At 50.7% G+C, this 21,323-nt stretch carries 25 protein-coding genes; 22 read left to right on the top strand and 3 right to left on the bottom strand.

Annotation, left to right across the window (positions count from 1 at the left end; all coding sequences use genetic code 11):
* Positions 1 to 6: 6 nt before the first annotated feature.
* The 13 genes from AC6RNO_RS07090 (at position 7) to AC6RNO_RS07150 (ending at position 9,585) form a co-directional block, all read left to right on the top strand.
* A complete protein-coding gene (locus AC6RNO_RS07090) occupies positions 7 to 1,227 on the top strand; it encodes an extracellular solute-binding protein (RefSeq protein WP_497105048.1) in 1,221 nt (406 codons plus the stop codon).
* Positions 1,224 to 2,117 carry an ABC transporter permease subunit gene (locus tag AC6RNO_RS07095; protein ID WP_497105049.1) on the top strand — a complete coding sequence of 298 codons (894 nt, stop codon included), beginning with the start codon at positions 1,224 to 1,226 and terminating at the stop codon, positions 2,115 to 2,117. The genes AC6RNO_RS07090 and AC6RNO_RS07095 overlap by 4 nt, the downstream gene beginning before the upstream one ends.
* A gap of 30 nt (positions 2,118 to 2,147) precedes the next feature.
* Positions 2,148 to 2,615 carry a hypothetical protein gene (locus AC6RNO_RS07100; protein ID WP_497105050.1) on the top strand — a complete coding sequence of 156 codons (468 nt, stop codon included), beginning with the start codon at positions 2,148 to 2,150 and terminating at the stop codon, positions 2,613 to 2,615.
* Positions 2,612 to 3,598: a CehA/McbA family metallohydrolase gene (locus AC6RNO_RS07105; RefSeq protein ID WP_497105051.1), complete on the top strand. Its 987-nt coding sequence runs from the start codon at positions 2,612 to 2,614 to the stop codon at positions 3,596 to 3,598. The genes AC6RNO_RS07100 and AC6RNO_RS07105 overlap by 4 nt, the downstream gene beginning before the upstream one ends.
* Before the next feature lie 76 nt (positions 3,599 to 3,674).
* Positions 3,675 to 4,397, top strand: a complete 723-nt coding sequence (locus tag AC6RNO_RS07110) for a glycerophosphodiester phosphodiesterase (protein ID WP_474682712.1) — start codon at positions 3,675 to 3,677, stop codon at positions 4,395 to 4,397.
* Positions 4,398 to 4,427: 30 nt separating this feature from the next.
* On the top strand, positions 4,428 to 5,471 hold the full coding sequence (locus AC6RNO_RS07115; RefSeq protein WP_497105052.1) for a substrate-binding domain-containing protein: 1,044 nt from the start codon (positions 4,428 to 4,430) through the stop codon (positions 5,469 to 5,471).
* 11 nt (positions 5,472 to 5,482) lie between these two features.
* A complete protein-coding gene (locus AC6RNO_RS07120) occupies positions 5,483 to 6,856 on the top strand; it encodes an MATE family efflux transporter (protein WP_497105053.1) in 1,374 nt (457 codons plus the stop codon).
* A 64-nt stretch (positions 6,857 to 6,920) separates the two neighbouring features.
* Entirely contained in the window at positions 6,921 to 7,337 is a 417-nt protein-coding gene (locus AC6RNO_RS07125; protein ID WP_488435816.1) for an ArsR/SmtB family transcription factor, read from the top strand.
* A 13-nt stretch (positions 7,338 to 7,350) separates the two neighbouring features.
* A complete protein-coding gene (locus AC6RNO_RS07130) occupies positions 7,351 to 7,809 on the top strand; it encodes an SRPBCC family protein (RefSeq protein WP_488435817.1) in 459 nt (152 codons plus the stop codon).
* Positions 7,810 to 7,838: 29 nt separating this feature from the next.
* Positions 7,839 to 8,261: a DUF6526 family protein gene (locus AC6RNO_RS07135; RefSeq protein ID WP_497105054.1), complete on the top strand. Its 423-nt coding sequence runs from the start codon at positions 7,839 to 7,841 to the stop codon at positions 8,259 to 8,261.
* Between the two features lie 59 nt (positions 8,262 to 8,320).
* Positions 8,321 to 8,680 (top strand): TfoX/Sxy family protein, encoded by a 360-nt coding sequence (locus tag AC6RNO_RS07140; protein WP_497105055.1) that lies wholly within the window; start codon positions 8,321 to 8,323, stop codon positions 8,678 to 8,680.
* A 183-nt stretch (positions 8,681 to 8,863) separates the two neighbouring features.
* Positions 8,864 to 9,271, top strand: coding sequence for a type II toxin-antitoxin system RelE/ParE family toxin (locus AC6RNO_RS07145; RefSeq protein WP_497105056.1), 408 nt, complete (start codon positions 8,864 to 8,866; stop codon positions 9,269 to 9,271).
* A gap of 5 nt (positions 9,272 to 9,276) precedes the next feature.
* The gene (locus AC6RNO_RS07150) at positions 9,277 to 9,585 is read left to right on the top strand and encodes a helix-turn-helix domain-containing protein (RefSeq protein WP_474682704.1); all 309 of its coding nucleotides are present in this window, start codon (positions 9,277 to 9,279) and stop codon (positions 9,583 to 9,585) included.
* A gap of 93 nt (positions 9,586 to 9,678) precedes the next feature.
* Here the strand turns inward: AC6RNO_RS07150 and AC6RNO_RS07155 are convergent, their stop codons facing one another.
* Complete coding sequence (locus AC6RNO_RS07155) at positions 9,679 to 9,921, bottom strand: hypothetical protein (protein WP_497105057.1); 243 nt, start codon at positions 9,919 to 9,921, stop codon at positions 9,679 to 9,681.
* Positions 9,921 to 10,490, bottom strand: coding sequence for an AAA family ATPase (locus AC6RNO_RS07160; RefSeq protein ID WP_497105058.1), 570 nt, complete (start codon positions 10,488 to 10,490; stop codon positions 9,921 to 9,923). Before AC6RNO_RS07160 ends, AC6RNO_RS07155 begins: the two co-directional genes overlap by 1 nt.
* Positions 10,491 to 10,808: 318 nt before the next feature.
* Between AC6RNO_RS07160 and AC6RNO_RS07165 the strand changes: the two genes are divergently transcribed.
* The 3 genes from AC6RNO_RS07165 to AC6RNO_RS07175 all read left to right on the top strand — a co-directional run bounded on the left by AC6RNO_RS07165 (position 10,809) and on the right by AC6RNO_RS07175 (position 13,696).
* On the top strand, positions 10,809 to 11,603 hold the full coding sequence (locus AC6RNO_RS07165) for an IclR family transcriptional regulator (protein WP_474682702.1): 795 nt from the start codon (positions 10,809 to 10,811) through the stop codon (positions 11,601 to 11,603).
* 29 nt (positions 11,604 to 11,632) lie between these two features.
* Positions 11,633 to 12,271, top strand: a complete 639-nt coding sequence (locus tag AC6RNO_RS07170) for a bifunctional 2-keto-4-hydroxyglutarate aldolase/2-keto-3-deoxy-6-phosphogluconate aldolase (protein ID WP_497105059.1) — start codon at positions 11,633 to 11,635, stop codon at positions 12,269 to 12,271.
* Positions 12,272 to 12,436: 165 nt separating this feature from the next.
* On the top strand, positions 12,437 to 13,696 hold the full coding sequence (locus AC6RNO_RS07175; protein WP_474682700.1) for an MFS transporter: 1,260 nt from the start codon (positions 12,437 to 12,439) through the stop codon (positions 13,694 to 13,696).
* A 48-nt stretch (positions 13,697 to 13,744) separates the two neighbouring features.
* Here the strand turns inward: AC6RNO_RS07175 and AC6RNO_RS07180 are convergent, their stop codons facing one another.
* Positions 13,745 to 14,560, bottom strand: coding sequence for a hypothetical protein (locus AC6RNO_RS07180; protein WP_474682699.1), 816 nt, complete (start codon positions 14,558 to 14,560; stop codon positions 13,745 to 13,747).
* Between the two features lie 264 nt (positions 14,561 to 14,824).
* Between AC6RNO_RS07180 and AC6RNO_RS07185 the strand changes: the two genes are divergently transcribed.
* The 6 genes from AC6RNO_RS07185 to AC6RNO_RS07210 all read left to right on the top strand — a co-directional run bounded on the left by AC6RNO_RS07185 (position 14,825) and on the right by AC6RNO_RS07210 (position 21,307).
* On the top strand, positions 14,825 to 15,577 hold the full coding sequence (locus AC6RNO_RS07185) for a GTP pyrophosphokinase (protein WP_474682811.1): 753 nt from the start codon (positions 14,825 to 14,827) through the stop codon (positions 15,575 to 15,577).
* Positions 15,578 to 16,042: 465 nt separating this feature from the next.
* Positions 16,043 to 17,650: a stalk domain-containing protein gene (locus AC6RNO_RS07190; RefSeq protein WP_497105060.1), complete on the top strand. Its 1,608-nt coding sequence runs from the start codon at positions 16,043 to 16,045 to the stop codon at positions 17,648 to 17,650.
* Positions 17,651 to 17,826: 176 nt separating this feature from the next.
* The gene (locus AC6RNO_RS07195; protein ID WP_488435822.1) at positions 17,827 to 18,153 is read left to right on the top strand and encodes a DMT family transporter; all 327 of its coding nucleotides are present in this window, start codon (positions 17,827 to 17,829) and stop codon (positions 18,151 to 18,153) included.
* 180 nt (positions 18,154 to 18,333) lie between these two features.
* Positions 18,334 to 19,191 carry a spore coat transglutaminase TGL gene (gene tgl, locus AC6RNO_RS07200; RefSeq protein ID WP_474682696.1) on the top strand — a complete coding sequence of 286 codons (858 nt, stop codon included), beginning with the start codon at positions 18,334 to 18,336 and terminating at the stop codon, positions 19,189 to 19,191.
* 147 nt (positions 19,192 to 19,338) lie between these two features.
* A complete protein-coding gene (locus AC6RNO_RS07205) occupies positions 19,339 to 19,818 on the top strand; it encodes a PH domain-containing protein (RefSeq protein WP_474682695.1) in 480 nt (159 codons plus the stop codon).
* The gene (locus tag AC6RNO_RS07210) at positions 19,805 to 21,307 is read left to right on the top strand and encodes a PH domain-containing protein (protein WP_474682694.1); all 1,503 of its coding nucleotides are present in this window, start codon (positions 19,805 to 19,807) and stop codon (positions 21,305 to 21,307) included. The genes AC6RNO_RS07205 and AC6RNO_RS07210 overlap by 14 nt, the downstream gene beginning before the upstream one ends.
* Positions 21,308 to 21,323 lie beyond the last annotated feature (16 nt).

Below are 21,323 nucleotides of genomic sequence, written 5' to 3' on the forward strand. Positions count from 1 at the left end.
CAAAACATGAGTATCCATTTTGGCTTTGGCGGATTCAAACAAACAGGTAAAGTGCTGCTTTTTACTTCCCTTTCTGCGGTAACGCTGCTGGCGGGCTGTTCGACAGGCGCGGGCAACGGAGCAAAATCCGGTGCGGCAAGCACGCCAAGCGGAACAAGCGCGGCAAGCCCCGCCGGCGCAAGCACAAGCGGCCCGACGGAAATTGCGTTTTATTTCAGCGGATCGCAAAACGTGCAAGAACTGTGGACGCATTTGAAAGAATTGTATGAGAAAAAGCAGGACAAAGTGAAGGTTAAGCTCGTTTACATTCCGTCCGGACAAGGCGAGCAAGCAACGATGAACCGGATTGTAGCGGCCAAGAAAGCGGGCAACAGCACGATCGATGTCGATCTTTACGAAGCCAACGGAGGGCCGGATATGGCCACCGACAAAAAAGAAAATCTTTTCGAAGAGCTGGACGTCAAAAAAATCCCGAACATCAGCTTGATCAACCCGGCGAATATGAAAGATATGGGCAATAAAGCGATTCCTTACCGCTCTTCATCGGTCCTTCTCGCCTACAACAGCGCTAAAGTGTCGAGTCCGCCGAAAACGCTGGACGAGCTGTACACATGGATTCACGAGCATCCGGGCCGCTTTGCGTACAATGACCCGGCAACCGGCGGTTCCGGCGGATCGTTCGTACTCACGGCGCTTTACAAATCTTTGCCTGAAGATGCGATCCACAATCAGGACAAAAACATCGAGCAGCAGTGGGATAAAGGATTCGAACTGCTCAAAAGCTTGTCCAAAGACATGTACCAAAAAGGCGTGTACCCGAAGAAAAACCAAGGTACGCTCGATTTGCTCGCGAACGGCGAAGTGGATATGATTCCGGCTTGGTCGGATATGGCGCTTGAGCAAATCAACAAAAAGCTGCTGCCGGAAACGACGAAGCTGGCGCAACTTGAACCTGCATTTACCGGCGGTCCCGGAAGGCTGACAGTGCCGAACATGTCCCAGCACAAAGAAGCGGCATACGACTTCATCAACTTTGTTTTGAGCCCGGATGCGCAAGCTGAAGTTGTCAATAAAATTTACGGCTTCCCGGGCATCGAATGGTCTCATATGCCAGGGGACCTGCAAAAAAAATTCGAAGGCGTGTCCGTCAACTACCGCTCCTTCAACCTGGGAGAGCTGGAAGCTGACGCTATGAAACGCTGGCAAAGGGAAGTCGCCGGTCAATGAGCGAGCATAGCCTGACCCGGCCGATGAACGTCGGGAAATCGTCCAAGCCGGCATGGTTCGACCGCGGAGCGAAACGCTCCGCGCTCGGGCTTTTCATGGTGCTGCCCTCCTTTTTGCTGCTGCTTTTTATGATCGTGGTGCCGATCGTCACCTCCATTCAGGAAAGTTTGCGCGGGCACGAAGGTCAATTCACTTGGGATAACTACAAGTTTTTGTTTACCGATCCTGCGATGTTGAACAACATCCGGTTTACGCTTCAACTGACGATCGTTTCGGCGGTGCTCGTGCTCTTCATCGCTTACTTGCTGGCCGTTTTTTTACGGTTCAGCACAGGCCGGATGGCGAAGTGGATCGAACGGCTTTATTATATTCCGATGTTCATTCCATCGGTTATCGCCACGTACGGCATTATTAATATGTACGGCAATCATGGCTGGCTGGCCCGAATTATGATGCTTTTTACGAGTGCGCCGTTTATGAAGGTGCTGTTCGACTTCAAAGGGCTGCTGCTGGCCAATTTGTGGTTCAATATCCCGTTTGCAACCATGCTGCTTAGTTCCGCCCTTTCGGGGATTCCGAACGCTCTGATTGAAAGCGCGAAGGATGTGGGAGCCGGAAAAGTTCAAATATTTACGCGAATTATTTTTCCGTTATCGTTTAAATCGATGCTGGTAGCCGCCACATTTGTCGTTATGGGCATTATCGGAAGCTTTACCGCTCCGTTTCTTATCGGCCCGAATGCGCCGCAAGTGCTCGGGGTGGCGATGCAGCAGCAGTTTTCGGTTTATTTTGAAACCGGTATTTCCAGCGCTTGCGCTGTGTTCATGTTTGCCATCTGCTCCTTGGTCGGTTATTTCTATATTCGCAGCATGATGCAGGATGACAAGTAAGGCCATCACGGTAAAAGGGGAACCCGTTCAATGAAAGATCTTCTGATCGTAGAAGGGAAGTTGACTCCGCTCAGCTCAAAAACGCATATTGCGTATCAATTGTATATACCTGAAGCTGTGGAAAGCCTGCATATCGATTTCAGCTACAGCCCCAAAACACTCGACGACACGGACATGTCCCGCGTATTGATTGAGGATGCTATTGACCGATATGTTCGCCCGTCTCAAAAATCCGTCTACATGGAGCAATGGGAAAAGTTCGCTCCGCTGAAAAATTTGCTGACGCTATCGGTAGACGACCCGCAGGGCTTCCGGGGATCGGCGCACCGCCACCCGAATGATCAGCATCATGTGCTGTCGCTCCGGGAGAGCTCGCCGGGCTTCTTGGCCGGCCCGATCCACGAGGGCGTATGGCGGGTGACGATTAGCGTGCATTGTGTGATTACGCCGGAATGCCGTTATCAATTAAGCATTCGCGAAGGAGAACAACAATCATGAAGTGGCTTCCATTTGAACTGCACACTCACACGCCTCACAGCGACGGTATTCATACGCTCGCGGACATGTGCCGGAAGGCGGGGGAACTGGGCTTGAGAGGGATCGCATTGACGGATCACAACACGGTATCCGGGCTCGCCGATGCGGCTCAAGTCACCGAAGAAACCGGAATATGCATCGTCCCGGGCATGGAATGGACGACGTTCTACGGGCATATGCTGACGCTGGGCGCTCCGTATTGCGAGTGGCGCGATCTTGGGCCGAAGGATATCGGCAAAGGCATCGAGCGAGTCCACCGGCAGGGCGGGGTCGTCGGCATCGCTCATCCGTTTGCCCTGGGGAGTCCCATTTGTACGGGGTGCCATTGGGAATACGATATACAGGATTGGCATCAAATCGACTATATGGAAGTATGGCATGAAACGCTGCCACCTATTCGCAATCATAACGAACCCGCTTTCGAGCTATGGACGGGCTTATTGAATCAAGGAGTCCGCATCGCCGCTACGGCCGGACGGGACTGGCATCATTCGAGCGGGGAAAGCGATCCTCCGGCATTTACATATCTGGGGATATCCGGTGAGCATGCCGTATCGGCGTCGTCGGCCGTCGAAGCGATCCGCTCGGGCCGCATTTGCGTAAGCATGGGGCCGCTCGTGACGCTTGAAGTTCAGGCGGGCGGACGAATTTACGGTATCGGCGACGCAGTTCCATCGGACCGGTTGGCGCAAGGCGAAGCTGTAGACCTTGTGGTCCGGATCCATCAACGGCAAAGCCCGGCGGAGACGCAGGCCCATACGGTCATTGTGGAATCCAATCTGGGAGAGCTATGCCGAGGCAGCCTATCGGCAAATGCGGCGGAGTTCCGCTGCGCGATTCCGGCGGAAGGGCTCATGTGGCTGCGGGTTCGCCTGCATGGCTTGCTGGGCGGGGCGTTAGCGAACCTTGCTTTTACGAATCCGGTCTATTTTGAAGCCCGATAACACGCTGCAACTGTTACATGCGCGAAGCGATGTCAGTTGTCAGCAAAATTTGAATAATGTACGAGGAGCGAATGCAATGGACACTATGCCCCTGATTATTGCACATACCGGATGCGAAGGCACGCCGGATAACACTCTGGAGTCGTGTATTGCCGGAAGAAACGCCGGAGCGGAAGTGCTTGAGGTGGACGTGAGGGCGACCAAGGACGGGATTTGCGTGCTGTATCACGACGATCATCCTTGTTTCTCCGAGCTTACTTACGAGGAATTGCATGCGCAGAACCCTTTACAGCTGCAACCGGGCAAAGAATTGGAAAGGCTGGAAACGGTGCTGCGGGAATTTAAGGGACAGCCGGTCTCTTTTAATTTGGATATCAAAAACGATGAGGCGGCGCTTCCCGCCATCGGTCTGCTTGAAACTTTGGATATGTGGGACCAAATCTATTTTACGGGCGACACAAGTTTAATTACAAAATCTCCATATCATGGTAGAGTAGTATGGAATACACCGGCACAGTTGAAAGACATGAGCAGCGCGGATTATGAAACCGCTGTACGGCAAATATGCGGCATGGCCAAACAGGCAGGGCTTGCGGGCGTCAATGCGGACTATCCTTCGTGCCGTCCAGGCTTGGTACAGTGCGCCCACGAACACGGCTTGCGGGTTTGGATCTATACGCTGCAGGACAGCCGGTTGTTTACAGCATATGCCGAAATGAAGGTGGATGCCGTTTCCACTCTCGATGTGAGCGGGCTGACGGCTTTGCGGGTTCGGATGCAGGCATCTTCTCCTTCCTGAACTTAGATCGGAAATGAGGACAGCAGCATAATGGGTGTGAAAATCAAGGACGTAGCCAAAGCGGCAGGCGTCTCCGTCACGAGCGTTTCCAGAGTTTTGAACAAAGGCGATCATGTGAGCGAGAAGCTTGAAAAGAAAGTGCGTCAAGCGATCGAGCAGTTGAACTACTCGCCCAGTCTGATTGCGAAAAGTCTGAAGCGGAATAAGACGAATCTCATCGGGGTTATTATCCCTGACATAACGGGCAATTTTCAGGCGTCTATTCTGAGCAACATCGAGGAGACGGTAGGGCGCAAAGGCTATAACCTGCTCGTTTCCAACATCGTTGAAGATACCGACAAAGTCGTGAAATATTTGAATGTTTTTCAAGAGATGCGCGTCGACGGCATTGTGCTTATGCATGAAAAGCTGAATGAGCATACCCGGCTTTTTTTGCAAAAAAACCAAATCCCGCTCGTCGTCCATGCCGATCTGGGCATGAATTTGCCGACGGTCATGATCGACGACTTCAAAGCTGCTTACGATGCGACAACGTATCTAATCCGCCTTGGCCATCGGCGCATTGCCATGATAGCGGGAGATATGCGGGATCTATGCGCGGGCAGAAAGCGTTACGACGGGTACCTGGCTGCTTTCAAAGATAATGGAATAGAGGCGGACGAGTCGATTGTCCGGTTCGGCGACTACAAGCTTGCTGCCGGCTACCGGTTAATGAACGAGCTGCTTAACGAAGCCGGCGGGACGTTTACGTCCGTATTTGCCGCGAGCGACGATATGGCGGTTGGCGCCATGAACTGTATGTATGATCGCCAATTGCGCGTGCCTGATCATATTTCCGTTGTGGGCTTCGACGGCATCCAAATTTCCGACGTGGTAAGGCCCAAGCTCACGACGATCCAGCAGCCCGTGGATCAAATAGGCCAGGTTACCGTTGAGCTGCTTATGGAACTTATCGAGCGCAACGGCCATTCGCAAAGCCCGCAGACGGGAAGGACAATCGTGCTGGAACACGAACTGGTGGAGAAAGCCACCTGCCGCAGAATCAATGAACAGATCGGCTCCTTGAACAAATAAAAGGAGGATTTATGGCAGTACAACAACAAGAGCGGCAATTAACTTTATTCGGATTAATGGGCCCCATTTTTTTGGAACAATTTTTGCAAACGGTTATTTTGAACATCGACACGCTCATGCTCAGCAAATACTCGGATCGCGCGGTAGCCGCCGTAGGCGTGGCTAACCAAATTTTGACCGTCGCCCAGCTTCTGTTCGGATTCGTGACCTTCGGACTCAGCGTGCTTATCGCTCAACTGATCGGCGCAGGGAAAGAGCGGGAGGCTGCCAAAGTGACCTCGATTTCGATGGGGTTGAACATCATCTTGGGCGTGATCGTAAGCATCGTACTCGTTATTTTTGCCGACCCGCTGTTGAACATGATGAAGCTGCCTGCGGAATTAATGAATGATGGAAGCGCATTTTTGTCAATGATAGGAAGTTGCTTGGTTACGGTAGCTATAATCGGTACGGCAGCTGCGGTTTTGCGGATGCATGGTTTTGTGAAGCCTACGCTTTTGTTATCTTTTTTTGTCATTACTATAAATATACTTGGAAATTACTTGTTCTTGTACGGACCTTTCGGCATTCCGGTGCTCGGCGTGCAGGGGGTTGCCATTGCGACAAATGTGAGCCGGGTGATCGGAGTAGGGATTGCCTTATGGATGCTTATCAAATTTTTGCGGTATCCTCTTTCCTACCGGGATATGTTTCGCCTGCCGATAAGCTACGTCAAGGAAATTATCAGGATAGGGATTCCGTCCGCGGGAGAAAATATTTCTTACAGCGCTTCACAAGTTTTTATTACGTATTTTGTTTCCATGCTGGGCGTTTCGGCTTTGACTACAAAAATATATACCCAGAACATGACGACTTTCGTGTTTCTGTTTTCGGTTTCCATCGGACAAGCGACGTCGATTTTGATCGGCCGCCTGGTTGGAGCGGGCAAGCATGAAACCGCTTATCGCGTTTGTTACCGCAATTTGCGGATCGGCCTGCTGATTAATTTTGGCGTAGGCTGCTTGCTGGTGGCTTTTTCCGATACCCTCCTCGGTATATTTACGAACGATCCGGAAGTCATTAGCCTCGGGAAAACCTTGATGCTGCTGTCGCTCGTGCTTGAAGCGGCGCGCGCATGCAACGTCATTGTCATCGGAGCGCTAAATGCGGCCGGGGAAGTCAAATTCCCGGTGTATATGGGGCTGATTTCCATGTGGGGCATCAGCATCCCGCTCGCCTATCTGCTCGGTATCGTATGCCACCTGGGGATGCCGGGCATATGGCTGGCTTTTATCGCCGACGAAGGGCTGCGCGGTATCGGCATGCTGCTGCGCTGGCGTTCCCGGAAATGGCAGCACATCCGCTTCGCGATTGTGAGCGGCACCAAAAGCAAAGTAAACGGGTGAACCGGGCGTCTTCCCGCCCATTTCGTCAGTTAATGTCAGTTGCGTCTATTGAGTAGCGCTGCTGATGGTACTGGCGCTTTTTGCAATTGGTAAGGTTATCAACTTGACAATGCGCATGAACAACATTATATTTAACCATATGGTTAAGTATCATGACGAGAATGTTTTAAACGACGTTTTTTCCGTTCTTTCCGATCCGACGAGACGAGAGATGATTACGCAGCTTGCCAAAGGCGAGATGACGGTCATGAAATTAGCCGAGCCTTTTAAAATGTCATTGCCTGCGGTGTCCAAACACCTGAAGGTTCTGGAAAAGGCTGGGCTAGTTTCTGTGCGCAAAGAAGGGAGGTATCGCTATTATTATCTAAATCCGGCGTCAATTGACTGTGCGAATCAGTGGTTATCGGACCTGCGGCAATTCTGGACGTCGCAATTATCCAGACTGGAACGCTTTTTGGACCAAAATACAAACAACAATTAAAGGAGCTATATTAATGATCAATATGCAAGCAGGTAAATTTACACTACAACTTACTTATAACTACAAAGCCGGCAGAGACAAAGTGTTTCAAGCATGGACGCAACAAGAGCAGCTGCAGCAATGGTGGGGACCGGAAGGTTTTACGACGACCGTTGATCGCATGGATGTTGTTGAAGGAGGAAGCTACCGCTTCATCATGCATGCTCCCAATGGAGCCGATCATATTCTTGGCGGCAAGTATGTAGCGATTATTCCGAACGAAAAGCTGGTTTTTACTTGGAAATGGGAGCACGAAGGCTCCGGCGGAGATCAAGAGGATACGGTGGTTACCATTGAGTTTGTGGAGCAGGGTACAGGAACTGAGCTTCTAGTTACGCATGACAATTTCTCCACACAGGCTGAAGCGGAAAATCACAACAAAGGCTGGAGCAGTACCTTGGAAGCCAGCTTCAAAACTTATTTGGAACAATGATCCGATAAATAAAACGAGGAGGTTCCTTGGTGTCTAATCAAAATTTTCAGAATCACAAAAGATTCCACCCGATTTATCATTATTTTTTATCATTGCTTTTACTGGTTATATTGATCGTAACTGTCACCCTTGTCGTCCGAGAAGGTCTAAGCCTCTCTTCGCTGCTCAGTCTGCTGATTTTCATCTATATAGCAGTAAGTTTCTTCTTAATGAGGGCTTACCCGTTAAAAGCGCAAGACAGAGCCATCAGAGCCGAGGAAAACTTGCGTCATTACGTTCTTACAGGAAAACTGCTGGATTCCAGGCTTACTTTTGCTCAAATTGCCGCTTTGCGTTTTGCAGGCGATGGGGAATTTCCGGAATTATGCCAGAAGGTGGCTTCGCAAAATCTGAGCCCCACGGACATTAAAAAAGGAATCAAGAACTGGAAAAGCGACAATGATAGAATATAGCGGCGGGGCCGCGGCTCAAATCTTAACTTACAGTTGTTGAAAAGAGGCATGCACACTCCATGTTACGTCCTGACGATGAATCCAAAGCTTTATTCGCAGCTGTTGTGCCGGGTGACCCGCGGGTTAAGATCAAACCGATGTTCGGCTCTTTGGCCGGCTTTATTAACGGCAATATGTTTACTGGCCTGTATGGACAGGAACTCTTCGTCCGTCTGCCGGAAGAACGGCGCTTGCAACTGCTCCAAGAAGGCGCGACCGAGTTCGCTCCAATGCCGAATAGGCCCATGAAGGAATACGTTGCGATTCCCGGGCAATGGCGGAACGATCCGGATAAAATTACCGGATTGATGGCCGAATCGCTATCATGGGCGGAAACCTTGCCCGAGAAAGTACCGGCAAAGAAGAAGAGCAAGAAGTAGGCGGGGCAATGAGGCGATTTGCCAATTAAACAAAGTGGGCACTTCCGTATAAAGGATGTGTCCATTTTGTTTAGTTTGGGAGTGACGAAATTAGTCAGCTTATAACGTTTGTGTTATAATTATAACAAATTAGTTATATTTTTTGTTAATTCTGCATAAGATAAAATATAAGGGGTCGCTCCGGTGTACAAGTATGAATTCGCTAGTTTGCCCGAAGTCGATGAATTCATTAAGGACCTTGAAGCTAAGAAAAACAGCGGTGACAAAAACGCAAGAATTATTTTCGAAAAGATAGTTTATTGTATAGAACGCGTTCGTATGCAAGGACTTCGTGCCGGAACAAAAATAATTAAGGACCTAAAGGGCAAAGAAAATGGCAATTTGTATGAATTGAGACCGCTTGATGAAAGAATATTTATGTGCCTTTGGAATGGAAATCACTTTATCATGTTGTCACATTATAAGAAAGATGCTGATGAAACTGATGAGCTTGAATTGGCAAAGGCAAGACGGTTAAGAGACAAATATATGAGAGAACATCCGGTTGAAAATATCAAGGAAAAAATGAAGAACGGCAAGAAAAGGAGATGATACTTATGAAAACTTGGGACAACATGGTCAACGAAATGAGCTCTGAAAGTCAAAAGGAGATTGAAGTTATTCGCAAGCGGACAGCAATGGTTGTTATGCTGATCGAATTAAGGGAAAGCAAAGGATGGACACAAGCTGAGTTGGCGAAAAGAGCAGGCATGAAACAATCAGCAATAGCTCGGTTTGAGGGTGACACAACAGCGCCTCGTATTGATACAATTATTAGAGTGGCTATGGCTCTTGATGTGGATCTCGCCTTAGTGCCTTCAGATCATTCAGGTCACCACCAAGCAGCGGCAGCATCCTGGGTATAATCTTGATATGCATTACCCACAAAGGCGAACCGTGGATTTCCAAGCCACTGTTCGCCTTTATTTTGCCTATAAAGTCTTGCCGTTCCCCCGCAATCATTCACCCTTGAACGAGTTGGTTTGCAGGTCGGCGTATAGTCGATCGGGTGCGGTTGAACAGGAGTAGGCCAGCTTGTTTGACAAATCGGCTAATGTTAGCCGGATTTGATGTTTTGCGCCTGTGCCGCTGCCGATCCAAAACCGCAAATCCTCGGAATCAACCGACCAACCGACCGACGTCAAAATGGAATAGCCAGCCCGCGGCTGCCTGGCCGCGCTTTTGGAAAGGCTGCCGCCCATTAAAGCGATATCGCTTGATTGAGCTTTTCGATGTCTACTTCAGCGTGGCTATTGTCATACCGTTTGATTTCGATATCTTCCCATAAACATTGCTTGTTTTGCAGGCTTTGCACATAAGTATCCCAGTTGGCAAATTTCCAGGCATCCCGTTCCAGCGCCCGGGCCAACATTCTTTCTTTAAGCACCGCAAAATCGATCGTGACTTGCAGAACCAGCGTTCTTACGTTCCGCCAGTCATATTTTTCTTTTAATTGGCGGATGTAATCTTTATTTGCAAAATAACCGAGGAAAGGCGCATCCAGAACTACAGACCTGCCGATCTGCAAGTTGTCGTTAGCGATGTCCAGCAAGGTTTGATATTCAAGCCCCATGACCACGTCGCTGTAAAAAGCGTTGCCGTCGCGCTCATGCGGGGAGTATCCCTTGGATTCCAGCAAAAGGCCGGTAAATTTGTTGCAAACGACGTCTTTATCGAGATAGCAAAAGTTATAGTCCGATGCGATCCGTTTACCGATCGTTGATTTTCCGGATGCTGCCGCACCGATTAAAAAAATAACTGTAGGCTCCAAAACACGTACCTCCCGAAAAAACTGATGTTATCATGTAAGCGTATTACCAAAATGGACTGTAAATTCACATATGTGAATTTGATTCTAAATAGCGAATCATTATATTTAGATTATCCGATTCTTTACCGCAATTCAATATTGATTCGCAAAATAATATTTGCCATTAATTATTTTCCTCTCCCACTGGGGCAAGATAATTTTTTGGCCGGGGATATTGAAATTATTTAACCACGTGTAATATACTTGAATCAATATTCGTATCCATGAAATGAATTCACATATGCGAATTATAAGCGCAATTTATTTAAAGGAGAATCTATGGAAAAATTTCGCGTAAATAAATCGGCGGAACGGGCACTGGATCTTTTGGTCCTGCTTTCCAAGAGCGGCTCTGCCCTGACTTTAAATGAAATTTGCAAAGAGATGGGCTTGCCGAGGAGCAGCGGGTTTGAATTGGTTCAAACGCTGCTGTACAAAGGCTTTATCGAATTCGATGACGAGCGGCTGAAAACGTATCGTCTGGGCCTTGGAGCTTTTGAAACCGGAATGGCTTACCTGTCCAATATGGGAATTCCTCATCTTGCCAGACCTTTGCTGCAGGAGTTGAATAAACAGACGGGCAGCACGGCTTTTCTGGGAATAGAAGATAAAGGCAAAATTGTTTACCTGGACAAAGCGGAAAATTACTCGGTTGTGCGGCCGACGGCCAAATTAGGCTCGCGAAGATTTATGCACACAACCGGTCTTGGAAAAGCGCTGCTGGCCGCGTTGCCTGACGAAAAGATTCAGTACATTGTGGGCGACGGCGATATTCCCGGAAAGACGTCTTATTCGAAAGTGACTTTGCCCCATATTTTGCAGGATATGAAAGAGATACGCGAACGGGGTTACTCGATTGACGACCGTGAAGATAACCTGGAAATGTACTGTATCGGCTCGGCTGTGTATGACCAATCGAATCAACCGGTTGCGGCGATCAGCGTTGCAAGCATGTATGCCGGAATGACGCCCGAGCGCGAGGAATTGATTGTCAAGTTGGTTACCAACACGGCTCTGAAGCTTTCCCGTCAATTGGGATACAGCGGCGAAAAGTTATACATGCATTACGAATAAATGAAAACTCAACCGGAGGGATAACCTATATGTGGAGAAAATTGGACAATCTAAACAAAATTTCGGAAAGCGGAATTGTTCTCATCATTCGTTCCGATAGTGAGCAAGAAGCGCTGGCAGTCGCTGAAGCAGCAATTGAAGGCGGAATTAAAGTGCTGGAAATTACAATGAGCGTGCCGAATGCGCTGCAAGTGATCAAAACCTTGTCTAACAAATATAGCGAAGTATTAATCGGCGCGGGCACGATTCTGGATGGCGAAACCGCCAGAGCGGCTATTTTGGCCGGCGCCGAACTTTTGGTAAGCCCGCAATTGAATCCGGAAATGATCAAGATGGCCAACCGGTACCAAGCGATTACGATCAGCGGTGCATTCACTCCAAAAGAAGTTTTGGAAAGCTTGGAAGCCGGCGCGGATATTGTGAAGCTGTTCCCGGCTGAAGTCGTTGGGCCGCAATATGTAAAAGCGATCAAAGCGCCGATGTCGCAAGCTCCGATTGCACCGACAGGCGGCGTTACCCCGCAAAATGTGCACGAATGGCTGCAAGCAGGCTGCGTAGGGGTTGGCGTGGGCAGCTACATTACGAAAGCGGCGCAAAAAGACGGCGATTATCGAAAAGTGACCGCTGCGGCAAAAGAGTTTCTTCAAGCGGTTGCCGCGGCACGCTAATTTCCGGTGAGGCTCGCCGGGACTTGATGCCGCTATGGCGGTTGGTATCAAGTTTTCCCGGCGCCGCCGGTTTTTATAGGCGCAGGCAGTCGGCGCTTTTAGCCGATACATGCAAGCGCGTTCAAATAGACAAATATTATTTTAACAAGGGAGTGTTTAGTCGTCATGGCTAAAGCAGCATTACAACCAGCTCCGGCTGTAAGCAAAAAACGTTGGTTTTTTGTCATTCTGATTTTGATTGGGGCAATCGTCAACTATTTGGACCGTTCCAATTTAAGCGTTGCCAATCCGCTTATTTCCAAAGAGTTCAACTTGTCTCCGCTGCAAATGGGCGTATTGCTGTCTGCATTTTTGTGGCCGTATGCCTTGGCCAATCTTCCGGCAGGCTGGCTCGTCGACCGGGTGGGGCCGCGGAAAATGTTTGCCTGGGCAAGCGGCTCGTGGTCCGTCGTCTCGGTATTGAGCGCCTTCACGAGCAGCTACTCTATATTTTATACGCTTCGCGTATTGCTGGGCATTTCCGAATCGCCCTTCTTTCCTTCGGCTGTAAAAGCGATTAACAACTGGTTTTCCAAAAAAGACCGCGGGACGCCGCTCGCCGTGATCAACACCGGTTCGCAGATTGCCAACGGTATAGCGCCCCCGCTGCTGACCGCGTTAATGCTGTCTTTTTCCTGGAAAATCATGTTCATCATCATTGGCGCTGCCGGTTTGGTTGTTATGGCTATATGGCTGTTCACGTATAGAGATCCGAAGAATGGAGAAGTCATTCAAGAGGATGAACAACCGGCCGAACAACAAGCTGCGGCAAAAATAAGCTGGGGCGATCTGTTTAAATACAAATCAACCTGGTTCATGATTATCGGCAACTTCGGTCTCGTATATACGATGTGGACGTTTTTAACCTGGCTGCCGGGTTACCTGGTGCACGATCGCGGCTTAAGTATTTTGAAAACCGGATGGATCGCTTCGATCCCTTTCATGGTGGGCATTATCGGCGTACCGCTGGGCGGCATTATTTCCGATTACTTTATCCGTAAAGGCTATCAACCGATCAAGGCGCGCAAAATTCCTCTCGTTTGCGGTGCGATTGTGGCAGCGGCTGCGGTTATTCCGATCCCTTATGTTTCGAGCATTGGCGCTTGCGTAACTTTGCTGGCGGTAGCTTACTTCGCTTCCTCCGTGCCGACAGGCGTTATTTGGACGCTGGCAACGGACGTAGCGCCGAAAAACATGGTAGCTTCGCTTGGCTCCATCCAAAACTTCGGCGGATTTGTGGGCGCATCGCTTGCGCCGATTGTTACGGGCGCGATCGTTCAGGCGACAGGTTCATTTGAATACGTATTTCTCGTCGGCGCGGTCTTGCTTGTAGTTTCGGCGATCAGCTACGGAATTTTCCTGAAAAAGCCGATAACGGCTCAATAAGCGATTCCGTCCGGGGAAGCCGGATATTAATCGGTGATCGTCGTTATTCTATGGTATTTGTGCCTTCGCGGCGGAAAGAATATCGCTGATCTTGGTTTCAAGCTTATAAACTTTTTGCTGTTCTTCACAGATTTGGCGTGAAAGGGAGACTACGGATGTGAGCGTGCCAAGCACACTGCCGGCGTCTCCTTTTTTTGCCGCTTTTTTGAACGCTGTCCATACTGGAGTTACGTTCGTTTCGATCGTATTGATCGCTTTTTTCTTGGCTTTGAGCTGCACATTGACAGGGTCCGCATCCGACAGGGTGGCGCGAATTTTTTTCGCAGTCTTGGAGGCGGTCTCTTTGGCCGTTCGCCATGCTTCTTCTTTTGTTTTTATGTTGGCGCGCGCCACCTGAACCGGGATTTTCAAAACGTTGATCTGAAAACGAACCATGCCGACGAGGTCCTTGTTATTAATCAAACGCGCTGCATCAAGCTGTTTATTTAATGAGCTGTACTGGTCTAATAACGGTTTGTATCGTTCTCGCGTTTGAACGGCGTCGGCTTCCAGCTTTTCAAGTTTGGCGGCGTCGATTTGCTTGATTTGTTTCTGCAGCGCGGCCAAAGCTTCCCCGTTCGCTGTATGCAGCGCACTGGTTTTTTCATCCCATTCCCCGGTCTGTTTCTGCAGCGTCAGCAGTTCGTCGTACAGGGATTTGATCTTGGCTGCCTGCGTGCGGTCCGCATTCGTGATCGTTTGGTCGAGCGATGTCCGGATGGAGGCGGTGATATCGAGCGAAGCGGCTGCCGCGGCCGCCGGAAAGGCGGAAACAAACAAAAGAGCGGCGAGTAGAACTGCGAAAAATTTGCCAGTGATGTTCAACGTAAATCCTCCCTTGAATCGTTAGAATGAGAAGCGGACCGCAACAAAAAAAGCACCTGTAAGAAAGGCATTCAGCCTTCTCTTACGGGTGCTTCCGTCGTAAGCGATCAATTTTTGAAGATATATGTGATACTATACAAGAAGGCTTGGCGGGTGTCAAGCAAGAAAGCTGCACGCTGTTTACGGACGTCAAGTTTGCACAATGCCGCACAAGTGCATTAAACTAACGAGGAGCGGATAAATAAAGGAAGGAACGAATCGATGATGAACCAACTTTCCATCCATCAATTGAAACAATTTAAAAACGAGTTAACCCGATTCATGATGATGTATAAATTCGCATTGGACGAAATGGAAACAAGAATTGATATTCTGGTACAGGAATTTGAGATGCTTCACGAATATAACCCTATCGAGCATACCAAATCGCGCTTGAAATCGCCCGAAAGCATTTTGAACAAGATGTACAGAAAAGCCTGCGACATTTCGTTTGCCAGCATGAAGGACAAGATTAAAGATATCGCCGGATTGCGCATAACCTGCTCTTTCATTTCGGATATTTATTTGATCAGCGAAATGTTGAAAAATCAGAGCGATTTGAAAGTAATTGAAGAAAAGGACTACATCAAGTATCCGAAGCAAAACGGTTACCAAAGTCTGCATCTTTTGATCGAAGTGCCGGTGTACATGTCGGATCGGCAGGAGAGCGTGTGCATCGAGGTGCAGATTCGTACTATCGCGATGGATTTCTGGGCAAGCCTGGAGCACAAAATTTATTACAAATATAACGAAGACAACCGAGCCGTACCGGAACGGCTGCTTGAGGAACTGAAACAAGCCGCGTCCGCCGCGTCCGCCCTGGACCGGCAAATGGAACGCATCCATAAAGAGATCGAAATGATCAAGGAAGAGCAATCGGAAATATCCGTAGACCAGCTGAATCGAATTATCATTAACAATCAGCAGTTTGCTTTGCCGCAGGCGCTGCTGGGGCTTTTGGGCGACAAAAACGAATAGGGAACTCCGCGTCCCTATATTGCTTCACGCGAGGGCGCCGATTCGGCGCTCTTTTTACGTGCATGCGCACAAAGGCGGCGCGGCAGTTCGTTAAGCGGCCTGGCGTGTGCAAAGCGTGCGAAACCTGCAAAGCCTGCGAAAGTGCAGGCTTTTCGGATGGAAACAGCCCGTTTAGGGGAAAAGCCTGCAATTGTGCAGGAATTCCCGGTCAAGACGGCCTGAGCCCTGCGCATTCGCTGAAAAACCTGCAGATTTGCAGGAATATTTCGTTGCAAGCGTATCGACGGACCAAAAGATGCACTTTTGCAGGCTTTTAGCACGCAATGCCAGTTCCAGTGCCCCGTTACACGGGTTTGCTTTTTACCCTTTTAAGGCGGAAAGTCGGTTTGTAAAGTTTTAAGTTTCGACAGTTTATGTAGAATATTGTAAAATAGTGGTGAAGAGGAAGCCTGAGGAGGAACGCGCATGAAAAAATGGTATACCTTACTGCCCGCCTGTTTATTGTGGACGGCTCTTGCAGTACCGGACTTTGCAGCTGCGGCTGACAAGCAGATACGTGTCTACATAGATGGCAAACCTGTACAATTTGCGGTGCAGCCGATTCTTGAGAACGGGACGACTTTGGTCCAGTTCCGGCCTATTTTCGAAAAGCTGGGGCTTTCCGTTCAGTGGGACGAGGCTACGCAAACCGTAACGGGCACGAAGGACGACTTGCAAATCGAACTGACGATTGACAGCGATGACGCTTATATCAACAATCGCCCGAACAAGCTTGAGCTTGCGCCGCGCCTGGTGGACGGCAATACGCTGGTGCCGCTCCGGCTCGTCGGCGAGGCAAGCGGCAAAGAAGTGACGTGGGATGGGAACACCTCATCGATCTACTTGAAAAGTCCGGCCGCCAGCCAGCAGCCCGCCAATTCGGGAGGGACTACCGGAGGGGGCACGCAGACAGGCGGCAGTGCAGGAGGAACGCAGTCTGGCGGCAGCACCACAGGAGGTACGAAACCGGACAGAGGGGACTACGCGTACCCTAACGGCAACAAATACACAGGCCAAATGCAGAACGGCGTCCCGGAAGGCAAGGGGAAAATCGTGAATGCAAGCGGCAAGCCGGTGTTCGACGGAACGCTAGCGAGCGGGAATCCGAGCGACGGGCGTTATAAAAGCTACTACGCCGACGGTAAGCTCGAATTTGACGGGATTTTGAAAAACGGCGTGAACAACGGGGCGGGGAAGCAGTACTCCTCCGGGGGCAAGCTGATTTTCGACGGCACTTTCGTGGACGACGAGAGGAGCAGCGGAACGTTATATTACGACAACGGCGATAAATATACAGGGGCTTTCGACGGCGACAAACCGAGCGGCACCGGCAAAATCGCCTATAAAAACGGCGACGTTTTCCAAGGGGATTTCGTAAACGGCAACCGCGAAGGAAAAGGGACGTACACGACTTCGAAAGGCGAGAAGGTCGTTGGGGATTTTAAAAACAATCTGATGAACGGAATCATTTATCATTACGATAAGAAGGGCAAGCTTTTATCTGTAAGCGAATATGTCAACGATGTGTTGGTGCGCAAGGTGGATATGGGGGATGGAACCAGCACGCTGCCGAATACGAATACCACTCCGCAGTCGAATGCATTAGGCGTTGAAAACGACCGCCACAACAAGGCGCTGGCTGCGATCAAAGACCGCTACGATCAAAACAAGAAGCAGTTGGACGATCAAATCGCCCAAATCCGTAAGGACAATCCGGGCGTTTACGCCAGCCAAGCGGACTATAACAAAGCGCTGCAGGAAGCGACTACCCAGCAAACGAATCTCACCAGTCGAATAAACTCCTTGGCCGGGGACACTTCCCAGGCGGCGACAGCGGCCAAGGCCGAGCTGAACAAGCAGCTCACCGACGTTCAGACGCTGGTCGGGCAAATCAATGCCAAGGGAACGGCCCAGCAGCGTATCGAAGTTTTGAAAAATCAATTGACGACGCTGCGAACCAGCTACACAACCGAGCTGGAGCAAGAGAACAATCAGCATTCGACCATCGTCGCACAATTGAAGAGTTTGAAATAAATGCTTTCGCCGGCCGGTCCGGCGAGGAATCAATTTGCCGCTAAATACGGGAGCAGGAATTGCCAAAAAGAGTGTCTCGCTAAGAGGCATTCTTTTTTAACGCTTTTTCGCACGCCATTACGGGGTGATCATTTTGAACAAACTATATCGAATATGGTTGAAAGGGAGGGATGATCTTGAAAGCCTATTTGTTTTTGACCATTGCGATCGTGAGCGAGCTTTTCGGCACATCTTTGCTTAAAGCTTCGGAGGGCTTTTCGAAATTGTTCCCGAGCATCGGCACGGTGATTTGTTTCGGCGTAGCTTTTTACTCGCTGTCGCTTTCCTTGCAGCAAATTCCTTTGGGCGTTGCCTATGCGATTTGGTCGGGGGTAGGGACGGCCATCACGGCGGTTATAGGCGTTATGATCTGGAAAGAAACGGTGAGCGCAACAACGGTTCTGGGTATCGCGCTTATCATCGCCGGCGTAGTCATACTTAACCTTAAAGGCGGAGCGCATTGATCGTTTCCCCGGAGCAAAGATTTGATTTGAAAAAAGCGGGTGTCGCAGGATTCCTTTCCTCCTGTGGCGGCTGCTTTTTGCCCGTTATGCCCGTTTATATTCAACCGATTTTTTTGGACCGCACCATTTGAGCGCATACACGTACAATAACCTATACTCTGAAAAATGGAGGAAATGATCGTGATCTTCATTTCAAACGGTGATCCGGCGCAAGTAGACAGACTCATGCTTTCGGGGATGGAAAGAGAAATGCTGCAGCACATGAAACACAGCCCGGTAGAGTACCGGTTCCAGACTCCCGAAGCTTTGGAGTTCGAGTTGAAGATGAGAAGCAGGATTGTGGATGCAGCCAAAGCCTTAAACGCCAGCCGCATATCGTTCGCTACATTCAAGGATTCCCACGGTAACGACAAATTGTGGTTGCGGATGCCAAACGGAGGATTGCGGCTGAGAGAAGGCGTTTCGCCGTCCGAAGGGATATTGGACATTTTTCAAAACGGCAGCCGTTATGCATTTGAATGCGCTACGGCAATGACAGTAGTTCTGTACAAGGCTACGCTTGATATGATCGGCAAGGATGCGTTTAACCGGCATTTCCGGGATTTACTTTTGTATGACTGGAATCTGGACAACGATATGCGGTTAATTGGCAAAAATCACGTCAGCGAAGCTTTGCCCGGGGATATTCAATATTTTAAAAACCCCGATCACGATCCCAAAAAGCCGCAGTGGCAGGGGGAGAACGTCATTTTGCTCGATAGAAATCTGTATTACGGGCATGGCATAGGCATTAAAAACGGGGAGCAAATGATAGCGGCTTTGAACACGAAAAGGAGATCGGGAAGCACCATACCGGCATTCCTGTCGGAGCTGGTGGCGCACCCGGATTTCGAGCATTTGCGGGAGCTGCCGGCGAGACTGGAGCCGACGGTAAGACCGGATCGACTGGAAGTGCCGGTGTTTGCGAAGATAGGCACGAGTGTTTACCTGTACAGGGAGCTGCCGGGTTTGGAGGCTGTGGGGGGTTACATCCTATGAACCGCGGCCGGCGAGGACACCGAAGGGGGGTGTCCTTTTATGCGTTATTTAGTATTAGATAGCGGGCTGCATGAAGATGAGTTATGCTAGGGGAAGGGAACATTTCGAAACTCTAGTTCATGGTTAGCTTAAGGAGGGCTGTTAATATTGCACTCGCAACCAAGTCACAGGATAGACAAGCGCGCGATCGCCGTTTGGCGGTGGAGCGAAGCGCTTTCCAGCCTGTTTTTCATAGCCGTTGCGGTGGGGATCGCGTTCGCCGCTCATCGATTCGGCTGGCCTCTATGGATTCCGGTACTCGCATGGGTTCTGGCTGTATTGGAAGCAGCCGTTAGTGTGCTGGTCGTTCCGGCGATCAGGTGGAGACGGTGGCGCTACGAAATCCGCGACGAAGAAATCGAACTGCTGCAGGGCATTGTATTCGTGAAAAGAACGGTTGTTCCGATGGTCCGCATCCAGCATGTCGATACGCACCAGGGACCGCTGCTGCGCCGATACGGGCTGTCGAGCGTATCGTTCTCGACGGCGGCAGGCAAGCATCACATCCCGGCTCTGGCCGAAGAAACCGCCGATCGGGTGCGCAGCCGGATTGCCGTGCTGGCGAGGGTGGCGAATGATGATGTCTAAGCCCATTCAGAACGGCAAGAGGCTGCACCCGCTTGCCGCCGTGCTCTCTTCGCTCAAGCTGATCAAGGATATGCTGCTCCCGTTGTTGATCTTTTTGGCGACGGCTGTTTTCAACGGCGGCGGGCATTCGGGAGCAGGGGGGTGGAGAATGGCGGCAAGCGCGACGATTATCGCCGGCGCGATCGGCTGCGGCATTTTGTCGTGGCTGCGTTACCGCTACGAAGTTGCCGAAGGCATGCTGAAAGTGGAGCACGGCATTTTCGTAGTGAAAAGGCAGTTCATCCCGCTGGAGCGCATTCAAACGATCGATTTGACCGAAGGGCCGCTGCACCGGCTGCTCGGGCTTGCCCGTATGCAGGTGCAGACGGCGGGAGGCGGCAAACCGGAGGCGGTTTTTACAGCGGTAACGAGGGACGAGGCGCTGCTGCTGCAAAAACAGCTGCGCGGCCACAACCAGGGCGAGCCGTATGCGGAAGCCGGGGAAGCGCTTGGCGCCGAAGAGCAGGCGGCGAATCGGGCGATGGAACCCATGGAAGAAGGAACGCCGCAGCAGCGGAGGCCCGCTTTCTCTATCTCTTTCGGCCGCTTGCTGGTGGCGGGCATGAGTTCGGGCAGCATGGGCTTGTCGATTTCGTTCATTTTTGCGCTGATGTCCAAATTGGATGAAATTTTTCCGAACCTGCATGTATACCGGAATACGGGCAAAATCTTCGAATCGGCCGCCGTGCCCGTCATCATTGTGATCGTGGTCGCGCTTGCCTGGCTGCTGGGCGTCGGCATCACAGCTGTTAAATTCGCGAATTTCACCGTCGTTCGTTCCGGGGACGAATTGGTGATCTCGCGGGGGCTGCTGGAGCGCAGGCAAGTTACGCTGCCGCTTGCCCGCATACAAGCTATCCGCATCGTGGAGGATCTGCTGTGGCAGCCGTTCGGCTTTGCCGCAGTACATGTCGAAAGCGCCGGATACGGCAGCGATAAAGGGGAAACCAGCCTGCTGTTTCCGCTGCTGCGGCGCAGTGAAATCGGCGGCTTCCTGGAGCAGATGGCCCCCGGGTTCCACGTGCGGCCTGCGCCGGTCGAAACCTTGCCGAGCAGAGCGTGGATAGGCTACGTTGTGCCATGGACGCTGTTCCTCGGGATAGCGACGGCGGTGGCGGTCACGTTTACGCCATGGGGCTGGCTGGGCGCACCGCTCTGCCTGGCCGCGGCCGTGCTTGGCCGCCAACAGTTGAAGGATGCGGGCTGGCTGCTTGCGAACGACTTGCTGATTTTGCGGTTTCGCCGGCTTGCGCTTATCACCGTCATCGTGCCGCGCGGCAGAATCCAGTCGTGCCGGACCGTGAGCAATCCGCTGCAGCGCCGCAGAGGCTTGGCGACGCTCGGCATTAGCGTAGCTTCGCGTTCGCTGGGCGTTCACTTTCATCTGCGGGGAATGCGCGAATCGCAGTGCTGCGCCGTTATGGACTGGTATCGCCCGCAGCGCAAATAAGCTGAAGATCTGTGCG

Source organism: Paenibacillus sp. sgz302190 (assembly GCF_059820445.1).